The organism is Corynebacterium sp. AOP40-9SA-29, assembly GCF_052377405.1.
Classification (GTDB): Bacteria; Actinomycetota; Actinomycetes; order Mycobacteriales; family Mycobacteriaceae; genus Corynebacterium.
In genome coordinates this window covers 743362-760553 of the sequence record NZ_JBQSWR010000001.1, presented here as the reverse complement: position 1 = coordinate 760553, position 17192 = coordinate 743362, and the positions used below count along the sequence as shown (strand labels likewise).

13 protein-coding genes and 1 tRNA gene are annotated in these 17192 nt (G+C 65.9%); 6 read left to right on the top strand and 8 right to left on the bottom strand.

The features are described 5' to 3' along the window. Positions 1 to 10: 10 nt before the first annotated feature. From ACT3SZ_RS03535 to ACT3SZ_RS03515, 5 genes are all read right to left on the bottom strand, one after another. Positions 11 to 1465, bottom strand: coding sequence for a peptidoglycan D,D-transpeptidase FtsI family protein (locus ACT3SZ_RS03535; protein ID WP_444616731.1), 1455 nt, complete (start codon positions 1463 to 1465; stop codon positions 11 to 13). Next, complete coding sequence (locus tag ACT3SZ_RS03530; RefSeq protein ID WP_444616730.1) at positions 1462 to 2913, bottom strand: FtsW/RodA/SpoVE family cell cycle protein; 1452 nt, start codon at positions 2911 to 2913, stop codon at positions 1462 to 1464. The genes ACT3SZ_RS03535 and ACT3SZ_RS03530 overlap by 4 nt, the downstream gene beginning before the upstream one ends. Position 2914: 1 nt before the next feature. Further along, positions 2915 to 4483, bottom strand: coding sequence for a PP2C family protein-serine/threonine phosphatase (locus tag ACT3SZ_RS03525; protein WP_444616728.1), 1569 nt, complete (start codon positions 4481 to 4483; stop codon positions 2915 to 2917). Then, positions 4480 to 4986 carry an FHA domain-containing protein FhaB/FipA gene (locus ACT3SZ_RS03520; RefSeq protein ID WP_444616726.1) on the bottom strand — a complete coding sequence of 169 codons (507 nt, stop codon included), beginning with the start codon at positions 4984 to 4986 and terminating at the stop codon, positions 4480 to 4482. Before ACT3SZ_RS03520 ends, ACT3SZ_RS03525 begins: the two co-directional genes overlap by 4 nt. Before the next feature lie 84 nt (positions 4987 to 5070). Beyond that, positions 5071 to 6087, bottom strand: a complete 1017-nt coding sequence (locus tag ACT3SZ_RS03515; protein WP_444616725.1) for an FhaA domain-containing protein — start codon at positions 6085 to 6087, stop codon at positions 5071 to 5073. Positions 6088 to 6391: 304 nt separating this feature from the next. Between ACT3SZ_RS03515 and ACT3SZ_RS03510 the strand changes: the two genes are divergently transcribed. From ACT3SZ_RS03510 to ACT3SZ_RS03490, 5 genes are all read left to right on the top strand, one after another. Continuing rightward, a tRNA-Leu gene (locus ACT3SZ_RS03510) sits at positions 6392 to 6474 on the top strand. A 709-nt stretch (positions 6475 to 7183) separates the two neighbouring features. Beyond that, a complete protein-coding gene (locus ACT3SZ_RS03505) occupies positions 7184 to 8359 on the top strand; it encodes an SAVED domain-containing protein (RefSeq protein ID WP_444616724.1) in 1176 nt (391 codons plus the stop codon). Next, positions 8356 to 9678 carry an SMODS domain-containing nucleotidyltransferase gene (locus tag ACT3SZ_RS03500; protein ID WP_444616722.1) on the top strand — a complete coding sequence of 441 codons (1323 nt, stop codon included), beginning with the start codon at positions 8356 to 8358 and terminating at the stop codon, positions 9676 to 9678. The genes ACT3SZ_RS03505 and ACT3SZ_RS03500 overlap by 4 nt, the downstream gene beginning before the upstream one ends. Before the next feature lie 723 nt (positions 9679 to 10401). Further along, on the top strand, positions 10402 to 10755 hold the full coding sequence (locus ACT3SZ_RS03495; RefSeq protein ID WP_444616721.1) for a restriction endonuclease: 354 nt from the start codon (positions 10402 to 10404) through the stop codon (positions 10753 to 10755). A gap of 202 nt (positions 10756 to 10957) precedes the next feature. Beyond that, complete coding sequence (locus ACT3SZ_RS03490) at positions 10958 to 11485, top strand: DUF6998 domain-containing protein (RefSeq protein WP_444616719.1); 528 nt, start codon at positions 10958 to 10960, stop codon at positions 11483 to 11485. A gap of 249 nt (positions 11486 to 11734) precedes the next feature. Here the strand turns inward: ACT3SZ_RS03490 and ACT3SZ_RS03485 are convergent, their stop codons facing one another. Then, the gene (locus ACT3SZ_RS03485; protein WP_444616718.1) at positions 11735 to 13321 is read right to left on the bottom strand and encodes an N-6 DNA methylase; all 1587 of its coding nucleotides are present in this window, start codon (positions 13319 to 13321) and stop codon (positions 11735 to 11737) included. Between the two features lie 204 nt (positions 13322 to 13525). On the opposite strand from ACT3SZ_RS03485, the gene ACT3SZ_RS03480 reads away from it, so the two are divergent. After that, positions 13526 to 15007 (top strand): diacylglycerol kinase family protein, encoded by a 1482-nt coding sequence (locus ACT3SZ_RS03480; protein WP_444616717.1) that lies wholly within the window; start codon positions 13526 to 13528, stop codon positions 15005 to 15007. On the opposite strand, the gene ACT3SZ_RS03475 is transcribed toward ACT3SZ_RS03480, so the two are convergent. Beyond that, positions 14962 to 15621: a phosphatase PAP2 family protein gene (locus ACT3SZ_RS03475; protein WP_444616715.1), complete on the bottom strand. Its 660-nt coding sequence runs from the start codon at positions 15619 to 15621 to the stop codon at positions 14962 to 14964. The two genes, ACT3SZ_RS03480 and ACT3SZ_RS03475, sit on opposite strands and share 46 nt — an antisense overlap. After that, complete coding sequence (locus ACT3SZ_RS03470; RefSeq protein WP_444616714.1) at positions 15618 to 17066, bottom strand: flavin-containing monooxygenase; 1449 nt, start codon at positions 17064 to 17066, stop codon at positions 15618 to 15620. The genes ACT3SZ_RS03475 and ACT3SZ_RS03470 overlap by 4 nt, the downstream gene beginning before the upstream one ends. Between the last annotated feature and the right edge of the window lie 126 nt (positions 17067 to 17192).

Genomic DNA, 17192 nt, shown 5'->3' with positions numbered 1-17192 from the left:
ATTCACCTCGCTACTGTGCTTCCTGCAGCGCCGCGTTGATCACGGCGCGACCGATGGGTGCGGCGACGGAGCCGCCGGTGGCGGCCTGGCCGGCGTCGCCGCCGTTTTCGACGAGGACGGCGACGGCGATGTCGGCGTCCTCATCCGGGTCGAAGGCGACGTACCAGGCGTGCGGGTTGGAGTTACGGGAGTCCTCGCCGTGCTCGGCCGTACCGGTCTTCGAGGCGATATTGGACGGGCCGCCGGCGTACTGCTCGGCACCTTCCATCAGCTCGGTGAGCTGGGAGGCGACGTCGGAGTCGATGGCACGTCCGGCCTCCTCGGGGCGGGTCTCCTGGATCACGTTGAGGTCCTGTCCGGTGACCTGCTTGATGATGTGCGGCTTCATCCGGACGCCGTCATTGGCGATGGTCGCGGCGATGACCGCGTTCTGCAGCGGGGTCAGCGCCACGTCGCGCTGGCCGATGGCGGACTGGCTCAGCGCGGCGGAGTCCGGGATCTCACCGATGGTGGAGTTCTGAATGGGCAGGCCGAAGTCCTCGTCGTCCTCGGCACCGATGCCGAAGGCATCGGCGGTGGAGCGGAAGGACTCCTCGCCGTGGCGGTTCACCAGGTCCACGAAAGAGGTATTGCAGGACTTCTCGAAGGCGGTGCGCAGCGGCACCTGGGAAGCACCGCAGGACGTCCCGTCGTAGTTCTCCAGCGTGGTGGTCGTGTCCGGCAGGGTGATCTCGGATTCGCCGGTGACCATCGTGTCGGCGGTGTCGCCCTCGGCCAGAGCCGCGGCGGTGGTGATCAGCTTGAAGGTGGAGCCGGGCGGCTGGGTCTGCTGGGTGGAGCGGTTCAGCAGGGGGGCGTCCGGGCTCGCCTGGAGTTCCTCGAAGGCGGCGTCCGCGGTGGCGGCATCGGAGCTGCTGACCACGGAGGGGTCGAAGCTCGGTGTCGACGCCATGGCGAGGACCTCACCGGTGGACGGGCGCAGGGCCACGACGGAGCCGGAGTAGCCGCGCGAGGAGAGCTGATCGTAGGCGACCTGCTGCACATTGGGCTGCAGGGTGAGCTCCACGTTGGCACCGCGGCGCTCCTTGCCGGTGATGGTGTCCCAGGCGCGGGTGGCGAAGAGGGAGTCATCCGTGCCGTCCAGGATGGAGTTCTGCGACGCCTCGATGCCGGAGGCACCGTAGCGGTCGGAGAGGTACCCCAGCACCGCCCCGTAGGACGCCGGGGCGGTCGGGTAGTCGCGGAAGTAGAGGTCGTCCTCGTTGGCTTCGGACTGGGCGAGGATCTGACCGCCAGCGGAGATCTGGCCGCGCGGGATCGACTTCATCTCGTAGTACTGGCGTGCGTTCAGGGAGTTCTCGGCGTAGCGGGACGTCTGGAACCCCTGGATCCAGGTCAGGTTCACCAGCAGGATGACGACCAGGACGAAGGTGAAGACCGAGACGTTACGGATGGACCTGTTCACGAGCGGGCCTCCTTGGGTGTCTGGTCTGCATGGGACTGATCGGGGTACTGATTGGGGTACTGGCTGTTGACCACCGGGTTGAGTGATGTCTGCGGGTCAGCCTGTGGGCTCGACTGTGGGCTCGGCTGATCCTGTGGTGGTCCGGCGGCCTTGCGGGTGTTCACGTCGTGCGAGATCTTCAGCAGGATTGCCAGCAGGACGTAGTTCGCCAGCAGGCTGGATCCGCCGTGGGACATGAACGGGGTGGTCAGGCCGGTCATCGGCAGGAGCTTGGAGATGCCGCCGGTGACCACGAACACCTGGATGGCGATCGTCAGGGACAGCCCGGCGGCCACGAGCTTGCCGAAGGAGTCCGGGGTGCGCAGGGCGATGATGAACCCGCGGGTGACGAAGACGGCGAAGAGCATGAGCACGGCCGCCAGGCCCACGAAGCCGAGTTCCTCACCGATGGAGGACATGATGAAGTCGGCGTAGGAGACCGGCACGTTCTGCGGATAGCCTTCGCCGAGACCGGTGCCGGTCAACCCGCCGAAGGACATGCCGAACAGGGCCTGGGAGAGCTGGTAGCCGGTGAGGTCGTAGTTGCCGATGGGGTCGAGGAAGTTGGTGAAGCGGTCCTGGATCTTGTCGGAGACCTGGAAGACACCCCAGGCGCCGATGACCGCCAGACCCAGGCCGAGGACCAGCCAGGAGGCACGGCCGGTGGCCATGTACAGCATGCCCAGCACGGTGCCGAAGAGCAGCAGGGCGGGGCCGAAGTCGTTCTGGAGTGCGGAGATCAGGATCGCCAGTCCCCAGACCAGTAGGATCGGACCGAGGTCACGCAGGCGGGGGAACTGCAGGCCGAGGAACCGGTAGCCGGCCACGGAGAACAGGGCACGCTTGTTGACCAGCAGGGCGGCGAAGAAGATGAGCAGCATGATCTTCGCGAACTCGCCGGGCTGGATGGAGAACGGCCCGATGCTGATCCAGACCTGGGCGTCCGCCGTGAGGTCCGAGGGGAAGACGCGGGCCCAGACGATCGGCAGGGCTGACAGGATCAGGCCGCCGAGTCCGAGGAGGAAGGCGTAGTTCTGCAGGCTGTTGTGGGACTTCAGGAACCAGATGACCCCGGCGAAGATCACCAGGGCGATCACGGTCCACATCACCTGGGAGTTGGACCGGGTGGTCTCTGCGGCGAGGTCGATCCGGTAGATCATCACCAGGCCGATGGCGTTGAGCATGGCGGCGACGGGCAGCATGATCTGGTCGGCGTTGGGCGCCTTCAGACAGAGCACCAGGTGGGCGAAGCCGAAGACGAGGATGTAGCCGCCGACGAGGATGCCGACCTCGGAGTCCAGGTCGTTGCCCTGGGAGAGCTGCAGGGCGATCAGGGCAATGCCGAGGATGACGGCGGAGAACACCAGCAGGGCGAGCTCCAGGCCGCGGGCGTGGGCCTCACGGAACATGTCAGTCCACCTCCCTGCAGGAGACGCCGGGGGTCGTGAGGTCGGACGGTTCGCCGCTGCGCGCGTCCGCCTCGGTGTCGCGGGTCACGCAGACCGGCAGGGTCTGCTCGGCGAGACGCCGGATCTGGCCCTGGATCTCCTCGTAGGAGTCGCGGGGCAGGTTGTCGAGAGTGCCGCGGGCCGCTGGGGTGAGGTCAGAGGTGGAGAACCGGTGGCAGTCGTCGTCGCTGCCGGCGGGCAGCAAGCGCACCTCGGCACTGTCGGAGAGGCAGACCTCCTGGTAGACCGACTGGGTGGAGATACCCAGGATGTTTCCGGGGGCACCCTGGTAGATCTGGATCGGCGGGCCTGCCTCAGCGGCGGGCTCTTCGGTGGGTGCTGCGGACTCGGAAGCAGAGGCCGACTCAGAGGCCGACTCGGAGGCAGACTCCGACGCCGGGGCGGGGTCGGTCAGTGAGGTCGTGGTGGATGTCGTCGTGGCGGCGGCGCCGGTCTCTGCGACGGCGATGAAGTACGACTGGCTCAGAGAGTCGCGGACGTACCAGACCGTCGCGCCGGCGGCGACGACGAGCACGAGCAGCGCGGCGAGCGTGATGAACAGTCCCTTGCCGCGCTTCTTGCGTTGTTCAGGCTCCTCGGTTTCCGGCTCCGCCGTGGTGGCGCCGGAGTCGGTCTGAGAGGAGCGGGGACGCTGGACTACGTTGACGGCGGAGGCGCGTCCTGCGGAGGTATTCGGGCGGGGGAGTTCGGGGGCGTTGGTGTTCACCGCGCCGGCCAGCGCGGGTGCGGTGGGCAGCACGGAGCCCTCGGGGAGACCGGCGGGGTCCACGACGTCGGCGACGACGACGGTGACATTGTCGGGCCCGCCGCCGCGCAGTGCGAGGTTGATCAGCTGGGAGCCGCACTCCTCCGGGGTGCCGGTGGCCAGCACGTCACGGATGGTGTCGAAGCTGACCGGGTCGGAGAGACCGTCGGAGCACAGCAGGTAGCGGTCACCGGGCTGCGCGTCGCGCAGGGTCAGAGTGGGTTCGACCGGTCGGCCGGTCAGCGCCTTGAGGATCAGCGAGCGCTGCGGGTGGCTGCTGACGTCCTCCGGCGCGAGCTTGCCCTCGTCGACGAGGGACTGCACGAAGGTGTCGTCCTTGGTGATCTGCGTCAGACTGCCGTCGCGCAGCAGGTAGCCTCGGGAGTCGCCGACGTGGCAGACACCCAGCGACGCGCCGTCGAAGACCATGGTGGTCAGCGTGCACCCCATGCCCTCCTGGGTGGGGTTGTCGTCGACGTGGGCGGCGATGGCACGGTTGCCGTCGTCCATGGCCTCGGCGAGCATCGTCAGCAGACGATCCCCGGACGGCTCCACGCCCTGGGAGAGGGTGTTCTCCAGGACGTAGAGCGAGGTGATCATCAGCTCGGAGGCGACCTCGCCGGCGGCGTGGCCACCCATCCCGTCGGCGAGCGCCAGCAGGTGCGGGGACGCGACGGCGGAGTCCTCGTTGTTCGTACGCACCAGGCCGCGGTCCGACAGGGCCGCGTAATTCAGGGCGAGGGGCGTGGCGGTCGTCTCTGTCATGCTTCCAACCTCACCGTGGTCTGGCCGATGCGGATCTCCTGACCTGCGGAGAGCTGCTCGGGCTGGTCAATTCGCTGGCCATTGAGGAAGGAGCCGTTACGTGAATCCAGGTCCTCGAGCAGCCAGGTGCCGCCCTGGTGGAACAGCCGTGCGTGGGTTCCGGAGGCGAAATCGTCCTCCAGGACAAGGGTGCAGGACCCCGAGCGGCCCAGGGTCACGTCCTGGTAGCCCTGCAGATTCAGGGTCGTTCCGTTTAGCGGCCCGGAGGTGACCGTCAACGATCCTGGGGGAGTGGCACGTCGGAAACCGCGGCCGCCGGACGCTTTATGCGCCGGCGCTGCACCGACGGGCGCGCCGGTGGACGGACCAGCGGCAGGTGCGGCGCCTGCCGTGGCTGCCATGGTGTTCACGTCCTTGCGCATGGCGCGGACGGCCACCCAGATGAACAGCCACAGCACGACGAGCAGGGCGATCTTGGCGAGCAGCACCAGAGTCGTCTGCATTCGGGTCATCTCCTTCGTGCCGGTGGGTTGACCGGTCGGTCAACGTTTGATCCTACCGGCTGAATCTACCTTCCGGAGGCCCCGTCAACTGAACCGAACGTCGATCTCACTGTGCCCGATGGTGATCACGTCGCCGTCGGCGAGCAGCCAGCTGTCCACGGGGATCTCGTTGACGGTGGTGCCGTTGGTGGACTTCAGGTCAGTCAGGACGGCGTCGTAGCCGTCCCAGGTGATCTCCGCGTGCTGACGGGAGACGCCGGTGTCCGGCAGGCGGAAGTCGACGGCGTTACCGCGTCCAATCACGTTCGTTCCGTGCTGGAGCAGGAAGTTGCGTGCCGAACCGTCCTGCAGGAACAGGGTGACGGTGGTCTGTGGGGCCTGCTCATCACCTGCGGCGTTGGCGGCGCCGGTGGCTTCGTCGGCGTTGTTCGCCGGGGCCTGGGCGTTGTGGGAGATGACCTCGGTGCCGGGGTAGCTCTGCAATGGTTCGCCGAGAGCTGGTTCCTCTGCCGGCTGCTGTGCCTGCTCGCCGGCCTGGCGGGCCTGCGCAGCCTGGGGAGACTCCGAAGGACGTGCCAGCCCCACGAGGGGGTTGGGGTCGGCTGCGGGGGCTTCCGGAGCATCTGAGACCGCAGGGGAGTCGTCAGCATCATAGGGGTGGGCGACGGAGCTGCGACCCGAGTCCGGTTCGCTGCGCGGCCAGTGCGGTTCGGGCTGCTCGGTCTTCTCGAAGGAGGAGCGTGCCTTGAGCTGGCCGGTGTGCAGGCCGTCGTCCTTGACGATCTCCACGGCGACCGGGTGGCGGCTGTCCCATCCTTCGTTGCGGATGAAGCGTTGGAGCCGGCCGCGGAGCTCGTTGGCGAGGTCGGGCCGGGCCTCGAGCAGGGCGGCGTGGTCGTGCTCGGAGACGTGGACGCGGTAGGAGGAGGGTGCGAAGACCGTTCCGGTCTGGTCCTCCATGAGGGTGTCCTCGACCTCCTGCTTGAGGAGTTCGTCGATCTCGGCGGGGACGACCTCGCCGCCGAAGACGCGTGCGAAGCCGTTGTCCAGCCCGCGCTGCAGGGAACTGTCGAGCTTACGGAAGCGACCGAAGAGGTCCATTGTGGTTGCGCCTCACCTTTCGTTCTCTCGTCCCGCGGGCCGGTATGTGTGGCGGGGTCGCCGGCTGCCGGGGTGCCGACAGGAGGACGGCACACGTTGTCGGCCCACTATACGGACTGCGGCTGTGAAGTGGGTGTCGTCGACGGCGTGTGGGGCTACCGTGCAATGTTGGCGGGTATTGGAAGGATGCAGGACCGCAGTGAAAAGGCGTTCTGTGCTGCGACTTTGTGTGTCCGGGGTGCCGGTGCTAGTGTTACTCTCCGTTGCAGACGCAACTCACGTCGATGCTAGATATCGATGCCACGGGCGAGTGGCGGAATGGCAGACGCGCTGGCTTCAGGTGCCAGTGTCCTTAGGGACGTGGGGGTTCAAGTCCCCCTTCGCCCACAGCGAGCGGTTCACGAACCGCACGGACCGGAGGTCACAAACTCGAAAGGGTTTGTGACCTCCGGTTTTTCGTTGTCTGGGTGACGTGAGGGGGGTTAATGGTCAAAATGTGTGTCTGCCCCGGGCGTGCCATGACCAGCCTTCAGTCCTTCTCGACCTGCAGGGGACCAGGTCGTACGGCTAGATGAGGAAGCGATGACGCGGACCTGCGGCGACTCTATGGGGTGATGGATGGCTGCGACAACGCCGCTCACGCAGGCGAAACCCGTGCCGAGAGCCGGTTCCGAGCCCCGGCCCCGAGAGGGACGGACGCAGCCTCCTGGGACGGCATGGCGGGGGCCATGGCGGCACCGCGAGGCCCTGCAGGTGTCAAGCACCTCGGCTCAATAGCTCCCGAAGAGCTATTCGAGCCTCATTTTTCTATCCTGACCTGCGCCGGAGTGACGATCCCGGACACACATTTTGTCGTTTAACCCTCACCGTCGTCGTTGACGGGGTGGTCACCGGCAGTTACAGATACACCACGCTAGAGGACGTAACCCCTACCGGCTGTAAACAAACAGCCACCAGCAAGGCAGGTGGTGCCGCGGCCCGGATTCTGTCGGGCCTGTTCGATACACTGGCTGACAAGTTCGTGCGTTCGTCCGCGCGAAGAAGTACCCCGCGGAGTCTCGAACCTCACCGGTGGTCGATTGGTGAGGAGATGGACATGGCAGGCGATGGTCGTCGCGGTCGCATCAGCGACACGGAGCGGCTCAAGGTGTATCTGCGCTCCGGAGGCCGGTGCGCCATGTGCGGGAAGTATCTACTTGAGGGCACGGTGACGCGGCGGCCGATGCAGCTCGGCGAGCTGGCCCACATTGTGGGCGCCAAGCAGACACCCGGTTCTCCGCGTGGCATGGCCCCACTCCCCAAGAGCGAGCGTGAGAACGCTGAGAACCTGTTGCTGGTGTGCCGTGACGAGCACACCGAGATAGACCGCAAGGGCGCACTCGACGTGATGACGGTCGAGAAGCTCCGCACCATCAAGCAGGACCATGAGGCGTGGATTTACCGGATGACGGGCCTGGACCGGAGCCGCGGCACCGCGGTCCTACGAATGCTGGGCCGGATTCGTGGCAACACGGTCGAGCTTGCCCGGCCGACCGCGTCGTCGGCGATCCTTGAATCCGACGATCGGTTCCCGGACTTCCCGCTGAGTCACGACCTCCACGGCATCGAGATCGACCTTCAGCGGCTGCCTGCTGAAGGCACGAACGAGTACTGGAAGACCGGCATGGCCGCCATCGACGAGGTCATCGAGCACAAGCTCAAGGACGCCGTTGCAAACGGCACCTTGCAACACGTCAGCGTGTTCGCGTTTGCAAGGCTTCCGCTGCTGGTGTACCTGGGCAGCCGCCTCGACGACACGTACGGCGTCGAGATATACCAGCGCCATCGGCCCACGGACACGTGGGCTTGGCCGAAAACGGATGCGCAGACGCCGCGATTCGAAGTGATGTCCGAGCGCGCGAATGACGCACTCGCCAGCTCACCCGCCGTCCTGATCCTGAACGTATCCGGCACCGTGCACCCTGATGAGCTCCCAGAGGACCTGCGGGGCCTCAACCGTCACGTCCTAGCTCCCGTTGGAAGCACCCAGGCCGGCGTGGACGTCATCAACTCGCCGAAAGCAGTCGCTGCCTTCCAACACGCGGTCCGGTCCCTTCTGTCGGACCTCGAGGTCTACGACAAGAAGATGCCCGTCCTGCACGTAGTTGGTGCGCTGCCGAATGCGGCCGCTGTCGCGCTCGGTCAGGCCCGCGACCCGCACGTCCATCCAACGTTCGCCATCTACTGGCGCACCGACGACGGCGCCTACGAGCACGCCCTGGACCTGGCATGAAGCTCATCGCGTACCACGAGGCGTTCCTCAAAGACACCGTAAACCTGAACCGCAGCCGTCTGGACCAGCTGAGCACCCACGTCAGCAGCATCGTGTCGGCCCTAGAGAAAGACGATGCGGTCGGCGACATCCTCATTGGCCACATTCCACAGGGCTCATGGGCGCACAACACGATCATCAAACCATTGAACAACCACGAGTTCGACGCCGACATCCTCGTCGAGCTCGAAGAGCAGGCCGACTGGTCCGAGCGTGACTACATCACTGCTGTCCGGGACGCGTTTAAGCGGTCTACGACGTACAAGCCGCTGGTCCGCAAGAAGAACCGATGCGTCCGCATCGGCTACAACAATGACTGCCACGTCGACGTTGTTCCATACATCAAGCTCTCCGACGGACGCCAGGTCATCGTGAACTGGGCCGAGGAGAAGTTCGAAGACACCAATCCCGACGGATTCACCGCCTGGATGAAGGAGCGCGACGACTTCGCACTGAAGAACCTCCGCAAGGTCTTGCGCCTACTGAAGTATCTGCGCGACTACAAGCAGACCTTCACCATCCCGTCGGTCATCTTGACCCTGCTGGTCGGCGAACGAGTTACGTCGTGGAACGCTGACCAGCGGTACAAGGACGTGCCAACGGCGCTGAAGAACATGCTCAACGACCTCGACCAGTGGCTCGACGTGTACCCGATGATGCCGTGGCTCGAGGACCCGGCGTGCCCGGGCACCTACTTCAACCACCGCTGGAGCGAGGACCAGTACAAGAACTTCAAGGACATGGTGAAAAAGTACGCCGCGTGGGTCAACGAGGCGTACGACGAACCGGACAAGGCGACCAGCCTCGCCGCCTGGCAGAGGGTACTCGGCGACGGGTTCAAGGCGCCCGCTGTCGCTATGTCGGCGTCGGCGTCCGAATCGGCGCCTCCGTCCCCGGTGCGTATGGATCGAGCCCCAAATGAGCAGTACATAGAAGAGCTCGGGTTCATCATCAACCTGACTCACGTCGCCCACATCGACGCAACCGCCCTAATGGATGGGTGGCGCAAGCAGGACTTGCGTCGGCTCCCCTGGTTGGCCCGCAACTGTCAGCTCGACTTCAAGGTCACGACCGATGTCCAGGAACCGTACGACGTGTTTTGGAAGGTCCGGAACGTGGGCGTAGCCGAGCACCGTCTGCGCGGCGAGATCACGCCCGACGCCGGCCGTCGGACCAAGCGGGAGAACACTCTCTACCCGGGTCGTCACTACGTCGAGGCGTACATTGTCAAGGATGGGCAGGTGCGTGCCATGAACCGCCACGGCGTGCCCATCGAGTAGCTACGGCCCCTCCACACACACGCCCCTGGCCCTGCGCCCATGAGCGGCGCCCGTCGATCACTGCCACACTCGTACAGTTAGTCGTACTCTACTTCGTCGTCGTAGGTGCCCTCGGCGTAGAACGACGGGTGGAGCCCGGAACAGTACGGCGACTATCTCGAAGCAGTGGAAGAACTGCGGGATCGGTGTTGCCCCGCAGTCACCGGTAGATGTAGTGGAGTACCAGCTGTTCGTCACCGGTGGCCGTGGTAGCTGACCGGCGGGGTAGCTTTCGAAGCCGGAGTGTTGCCGTCAGCCAGCTGCGTTGCCCCTCTAGGCTGTCCGTCAGGGCACGCTGTCGCCGGCGGCGCACTGGAGGTCAGTGCATCTCCAGGGCACCTTCAGTCAGATAGCGACCCGCGTCGAGCGCCATCGCTCAATCTCCTAAGAGGGCGACAAGATGCTCCCCGTGGTTGCCTCATTCCCTTCCCGTGTCTTGGGAATTCTGCGGCTCAGACCACGGTTCTTGATCGAGAAACCGGTCGCGGAATTACTCAATGATGGCGCGGACGACATCTTCGATGGTGACCATGCGTTGATCGAGGCGGCAGTCACGCCCAAACCCAGGAACGGCGTCGTCAACCCAGTCGGGGAGGTCTGGCTGAACCGTGTATGCGATGTCGAGGTCGTGCGCACTCAGTGCGCCAGACCCCTCTCAACCGATGCGGGCTTCAACTACAGAACATGGGCGGCACCGGTGGTGAAGACGTCTACGCTATCGGTACAGCACCGCTTAGCCCGTCCCGTCCTCCCCGGGTAGCTGGTCAGATCAAGCGTTACGCGCCAGACGGAGAACCCATTGGCCGCGAGCCTGTCGCCTTGTTCCAGCGCGATGCCCAGACCAAGGGAGCTGAAAGAGCAATTCTTGTCACTCTCAGTAGGTTGACCGAGGCCGCTCGCAAAGCAGCCACGATGACCACCCCGACCGTCGACCTTATCAACGGCGACCGACTAGCCGACCTGATCAAACAGGACGGAGAGTCGGGAGTACAGGTCGAAGCCGCCGTTAACGTCCAGAGGTTCAGAAAAATCGAGTAGAGGGGTCCACCTTTCGAGAACAAGTGGGCGTAGCGCCGCCGCCATTGGCAGATACGCCTGGGCCGATTGGCGCCGGTGGAGTACGAGATGATGAGCGTCACGGTCTCATCTGCAAAGCGACTACATTTGGCAGACTAGCTGCGCAGCGGACCCCGCCGTCTATTCCTATTTATGAGCCTCGAGAGATACTCAGGAGATCAGTATGAGCAAAGGCCAATCCATCGACTGTCAGCGGGAATCAACCGGCGTCGACCTTGCAGTCTTGGGCGTGCAGGATCTACTCCAGCTCGACGCTGAGATCATCGCCGAGCTGCGCCGACGCAATCTTGTACGCACCAACAACAAGCCGTTAGGAGACATCGCCGAGGCAGTGGTCCACGCGGCACGCGGCGGTACCCTAGAGAACAACAGCACCAAGTCCCACGACATCACCACATCTGACGGACAGCGTATCCAAGTCAAAGCAGTGTGCGTACGATCCGCTGGGGCTGCATCCAAGTTCAGCGTGTTCCGTTCGACCGATTTCACCACCGCCGTGTTCTTGGTATTCGATATCGACTTCGACCTGCTCGAGGCGCGCGAAATTGACGCTTCCGACATTGAGAAGCTTCGCCTCATCTCCCATACCAACGGACGACAGCCCACCCTTCGCTGGGTCCAGACATCCGGCACGAACGTCACCGTCGAGATGAAGGCCGCGTGGATGAAACTCAACGAAACCCCTGTTTGACTTGGCCCCTACGCGCACCCGATCACGCCGGCGGCCTGGGGCGATCAAGCAATGCGGGCGGAACAGGCAGTTGGTGTCTATCCGGAGAATCTGGTGCATGGTTCATCACTCTGTGTCTCACGCCATGCACCATATCCGGCTCTTCGCGATTAACAGTGAGTTGATCCCCACTTCGATCCCCCGCCCACGAGTTCGCCTTCACGCCGCGCAGCACTTTCCAGCCCAAGGCATCAAGGCGGCTCCGGCCGATCAACCCTCGGCGGCCATGTCCTCGGTGAAGAGCATGGTCAGGTCCGGCATGGGGCCAAGGATGGCCGTATCGAGGCGAGCCACCTGCTCGCGTGGCCGTTTGATGTTCTCGTTGTACTTGCCGGCGTTGAGCTTCGTGGTGATGTGCTGTTCCTCGGTCTCCCGGAGTTCCCGGACGAGATCGGCGGCAGCCTCGGGGTCAACGAACTCGGGGATCGGGGTGCCCATCAATACGCGCCGCGGCAATGTGACTCCGCCGTCAAGGCCACGCCACCACACGTACGGGATCGACGAATTCAGCACCACGGCGGCACGGTTGCGGTCGGCTTCGTTGGAGAAGTACAGGGTCGCCTTGGACCCTCGTTCCAGGTTCCGGAAGGCCGCGGAGATGTAGTACCTGGGGGTCAGCCCAACGGTGAGCACGTGGTCCGTCTCCTCCCGGACGACCAGGTCCTTGAGTACCCTCGGGGCCGCAGCCAGGTGCTTCCACAGATCTCCGAGACCCGGGGCCAGTTTCACCCACTCGTCCTCCGGCCCGGTCTGGCGCGGTGCCAGCAGCTCGGGGGCTAGGGCGAAGATGCGCGAGCGGCTGGCTGAACGCCAACGGATGATAGGCGTGATGGTCCAGGTGGAACTAGTAGGTGAGCACACCGTCACACAGGCGCGGACGAAGTTCGTGCTGGAGGTGTTCGCGGAGCCGAACTTGTAGCCGCGGAACAGGGTGTCCGGCACGTTATCGAAAACGTAGGCTTGCCCGCCAGTACTGTGCTTCTCGATGACCTCACGCAGGATGCGGAACTTCGGTGCGGCCAGGTACGACGCCGGGGTCACCGAAATGAACCCCTTGGAAGTGGTGGCGATGCGCTCCAGGAAGTAGGCGAATAGCTCGCGGCTGGCCTGGGTCGCGAAGCGCGGCACTGCCTCGGTGCGTGCGTAGGGCGGGTTCACGATCACGAAGTCGTGGTCGGGTAGCTGGGTGGGAGACAAGAAGTCGCGGCGGGTCGCACGCGCGTGCAGGGCCTTCAGCCCCTCGGTGTCATCCTCGGCGAGGCAGTCGGCACCGATCAGCGCGACGGCGGAGCGCAGGGCAATGTCGTCGATGTCGATCAGCACCAGGCGATCGCGCACGAACTCGGAGGGGTCGGCTTGGGCAAAGGCCAGGTGCCAGGCGAGATTACCCACGCCGCAGCAGGGGTCCATCCAGATTCCCTTGGGGAAGTCGGCGGACTGCTGCGCCATGAAGTGAGCGGCATCGTCCGGGGTGAAGAATTGGCCGGCAGCCTTGCGCGAGGTTGCGTCGGACATGGCGACCAGAGCCTCGTAGCAGACCGCCACTTCGCCGATGGTCCGGTCAGCTAAGGGGTTGTGCTCCGGTTCGAACGGGGCGACACCGAGGATCTGCTGCAGCTCATCGGCCAGGTCGGGCCTTTGGGTCGTGACCAGGGTGGCGACGGCCTTCAGCCAGTTGATCCGAGTCTGCTTAGCCGAGGTCGCCAGGAGGTCGCGGATGACCGCTGAGACGGCTGGTGCCGAGAAGGGTGCTCGGGTTGCCGAGGGGTCGTACGCGACAGTCAAAAGGGCCTCCACACATAGAATTTTAGCTGTGAGCTATTTTGCGAATCCTACACGTCGGCGATCCCAGAACCTATCGGGGGGAGGCGGCAGCGGTTTTCCACACAATGGCTCGCGGTGACCCCGCCGCGTACCCTATAGCCAACAGCTAGCGGAACATGAACGTACGGACGAATGGAGGGTCAGGCCGTGGGAAAACGTCGCCGATCACAGGCCGGGATGACGGGGAACGCATCCGACCAGGTACTCGTCGGACTGCAACGCATGGACCACGATGTCTTCGAGGCGATCGCCGGGGAGGACAATCCCACCCTGGACGCCGTGCTGCCGCGCCTGACCACCGCGGCGAATAACTCGAAACTGTGGATCGGTCTTGCCGGGGCGATGGCAGTGACCCGCAGGACGCCACTGCAACGCGCCGCCGCGCGTGGGCTGGTCAGCCTGGCGTTCTCCAGCCTCATTGCCAACCAGTTCGCCAAGCGCTCCTGGAAACGCGACCGTCCCGGCCACGCCTCCGTCCCGCTCGCTCGCCGGATCCGGCGCTACCCCACGTCCAGTTCCTTCCCCTCCGGGCATTCCGCCAGCGCCGCCGCCTTCGCCACCGGGGCGGCCCTGGAGAGTGCGCCGGCGGGCACCGTCCTCGGCACCCTCGCCGGGCTCGTCGGCCTCTCGCGCGTGTACACCGGCGCGCACTACCCCAGCGATGTCCTGGTCGGATGGGGTCTGGGAGCCGGTGTCGCCCTGCTCGGCGGCAAGTTGGTCCCCCCGCTCAGCGCGCCCGCCGCCCCCACCGCCGAGCACCATTACGTCGAGGAGCCGTCCCGCGCGCAGGGGGAGGGGCTCGTCCTGGTCGTCAACCCGGCGTCCGGCAGCGGCACGGGGGTGCGCGTCCTCAAGCACGTCGAGAAGGCCCTGCCGGCCGCCGAGATCGTCTCGCTGACACCGCAGGACGACGTGACCCGCGTCCTGCAGGACGCTGCGTCGCGCGCGGAGGTGCTGGGCATCGCCGGCGGCGACGGGACGGTGGCCACCGCCGCCGGCGTCGCGTTGGCGGCGGACAAGCCGCTCGCGGTGTTCCCCGCCGGGACGTTCAACCACTTCGCCAAGCAGATCGGCTGCGCCACCACCGAGCAGACCGTCGCCGCCCTTCGCGCCGGCACGCTGGAGATGGTGGACGTGGTCACCCTGAACGGCGACACCACGCTGCTCAACACCGCCAGCATCGGCGCCTACCCCCGCTTCGTGGAGACCCGCGAACGTTACGAGGGCAAGATCGGCAAGAACCTGGCCGCGGTCGTCGCCGCGTGGCAGGTGCTCAAGGACGAGCACGCCGTGAAGATCCGCTACGACGACAGGACGCTGACGACCTCCCTGTTCTTCCTCGGCAACTCGCTGTACCGCCCGTCCGGTTTCGCGCCGGTCGATCGCTCCGGCGTCAGCGACGGGTTGATCGACGTGCGCATCCTGGAGATCGGCAAACCCTTCGCCCGGCTGCGGATCACCGCGTCACTGCTGACCGGCCGGTTGAGTCGCAGCCCGTTCTACCACGAGCTGCGTCGGCCGGAGTTCCGCTTCGACGTGCTGGGCGCACCGTCCGCCGTGGCGTACGACGGCGAGGTGGGCGAGAAGATCTCCCACGCCGACTTCGTCTCGCACTACCGCGTGCTGCCGGTGTACCGCCCGCGCGCGAGCAAGCGGTAGAACACCAGACACAGCACCAGCCAGGCGAATCCCAGCGCCCAGCCGGCCAGCACGTCCGAGGGATGGTGCACGTTCAACGCCACGCGCGAGACACCGACGAGCAGGACGAGCAGGACGCCGCCAGCGCCGGCGGCGCGTTGGCAGCGTCCGGCGAGGTGTCGGTAGGCGATAAGCAGGGCGCCGACGGCGACGAGCACGCCGAGGGCGTGGCCGGAGGGGAACGACGTGCCGGACGCCTCGACCATGCGGGTGACCGGCCGGTCCCTGTCGGCCAGGTGCTTGGCGGTCTGGGAGAGAAGCCCACCGCCCCACACGCTGGCCGCCAGGAATGTGGCGAGCGGCAGGTCCCGTCGGTACAGGGCCAATCCCACCGGGATGATCACCAGCACCCGCCACACCGCGGGACCGAGGACGGTGCTCAGGGTGTTCCACGCCGTCACCCACCAGCCGTGGCGCGCGGCCATGTCCTGCGCGGCGTCCAACGCGCGGGCGTCCGGCACGTCCACCCACGTCCAGTGATGCACCCACCCGGCCCACAACACGGTGTAGAGCAGCAGCGCTGCACCGGCGGCGCACAGGACGCGCCGGGATACCGGCGCTGCGGGCTCAGTCACCGTCTGTCACCGAACACCATCTCGCGGCGCTGGTCGCCGAGGGTGAACTCGGCCAGTTCGCGGAGGTAGTTCTGGGAGTACACCCACGGGGAGGAGTGCCCCTGGGTCGGGAACCGGTCGGCGCTGCGCCGCAGGTAGGCGGCGGCGAAGTCGAACAGGGGGCGTCCGGCGTCCGGCGGCGGGGTGGCGGGGCGGTAGACCTGCACGCCGGTCTTCCACAACTTCACCATGTAGCGCGACACCAGGTCGGAGCGCAGCGTCCACGAGCCATTGATGTAGCCCACGGTGAAGCTGAAGTTCGGCAGGCCGGCGAGCATCATGCCACGGTAGAAGACCTGCTCATTGACCTGGAGGGGGCGTCCGTCCACGCTGAGGGTGCCGCCGCCGAACGCCTGGAGATCCAGGCCGGTGGCGGTCACGATGACGTCGGCGGTGAGTTCCTCGCCGGAACCCACCTGCACACCATTGGCGGTGAAGCGCTCGACGGTGTCGGTGACGATGCGCGCATTGCGTCCCAACGCGGTGAACAGGTCACCGTCCGGTGCCTTGCACACGCGCTTCTCCCACGGCATGTGGTGCGGGGTGAAATGCTGGTCGATCTGCTCCTCGTCCAGGTAAGGCCGCTGCATCCGGCGCAGCGCACGGGTGAACAGCCCCGGGGCACGCTGGCCGACGAGGTGCTGCACGATGTCGCGCGTGGCGTGGTGCAGACGCGACACCGGATAGGCCGCGCGGTCGGGCAGCACCCGACGCCAGAAGGCGCTGATCCGGTCCACCGCCGCCATCGGGGCGACGTAAGTGGGGCTGCGCTGCAACATCGTCACGTGCGCGCCGGCGCGCTCCAGCGCGGGCACCAGCGTGACGGCAGTGGCGCCGGAACCGATGACCACGATGCGGCGTCCTGCGCAGTCCAGATCCTCCGGCCACTGCTGCGGGTGGATGATGGTGCCGGTGAAGTCCTCCTCGCCGGGGAAGGTGGGGCGGTAGCCCCGGCCGTGCACGAAGTAGCCGGAGGCGTAGTGCACGCGCCGGGTGTGGACGCTGCGTTCGCCGTCCTGCGTCACCGTGGTGATCCGGTACATTCCGCGGTCGCTGAGCCAGTTGGCGTCGCGCACCCAGGAGCCGGTGCGCAGGTGCCCCAGGGCACCGCAGTCGGCGGCGACGTCGCGGATGTACTCCTTGATGTCCGCACCCTGCCCCAACGTGCCCTCATGCGGCCACGGGGCGAAGGGGAACCCGTAGGTCGCCATGTCCGAGTCCGACCGGATGCCCGGGTAGGTGAAGGTGTGCCACGTTCCGCCGAGGTCACTGTTGGCATCGTGCATCTCCCACGACCAGGTTGGGAAGGCGCGGGAGACATGGTGGGCGAGGTCCACGCCGGACAGGCCCGCACCGACGATCAGCAGGTCGAGGGGGTTTTCCGGCGAGTCGGGGTGGGGTGACATGCACACAGCGTACAAGCGCGGCACCCTGCCTGGGGGCTGCACGGGAACACATAAGCGGCGATGAGATTTCCTGAGCAGTGAGTATGGTCAGGCGACCCTGTGTGCCGGATGTGGCTACTCTCGGCA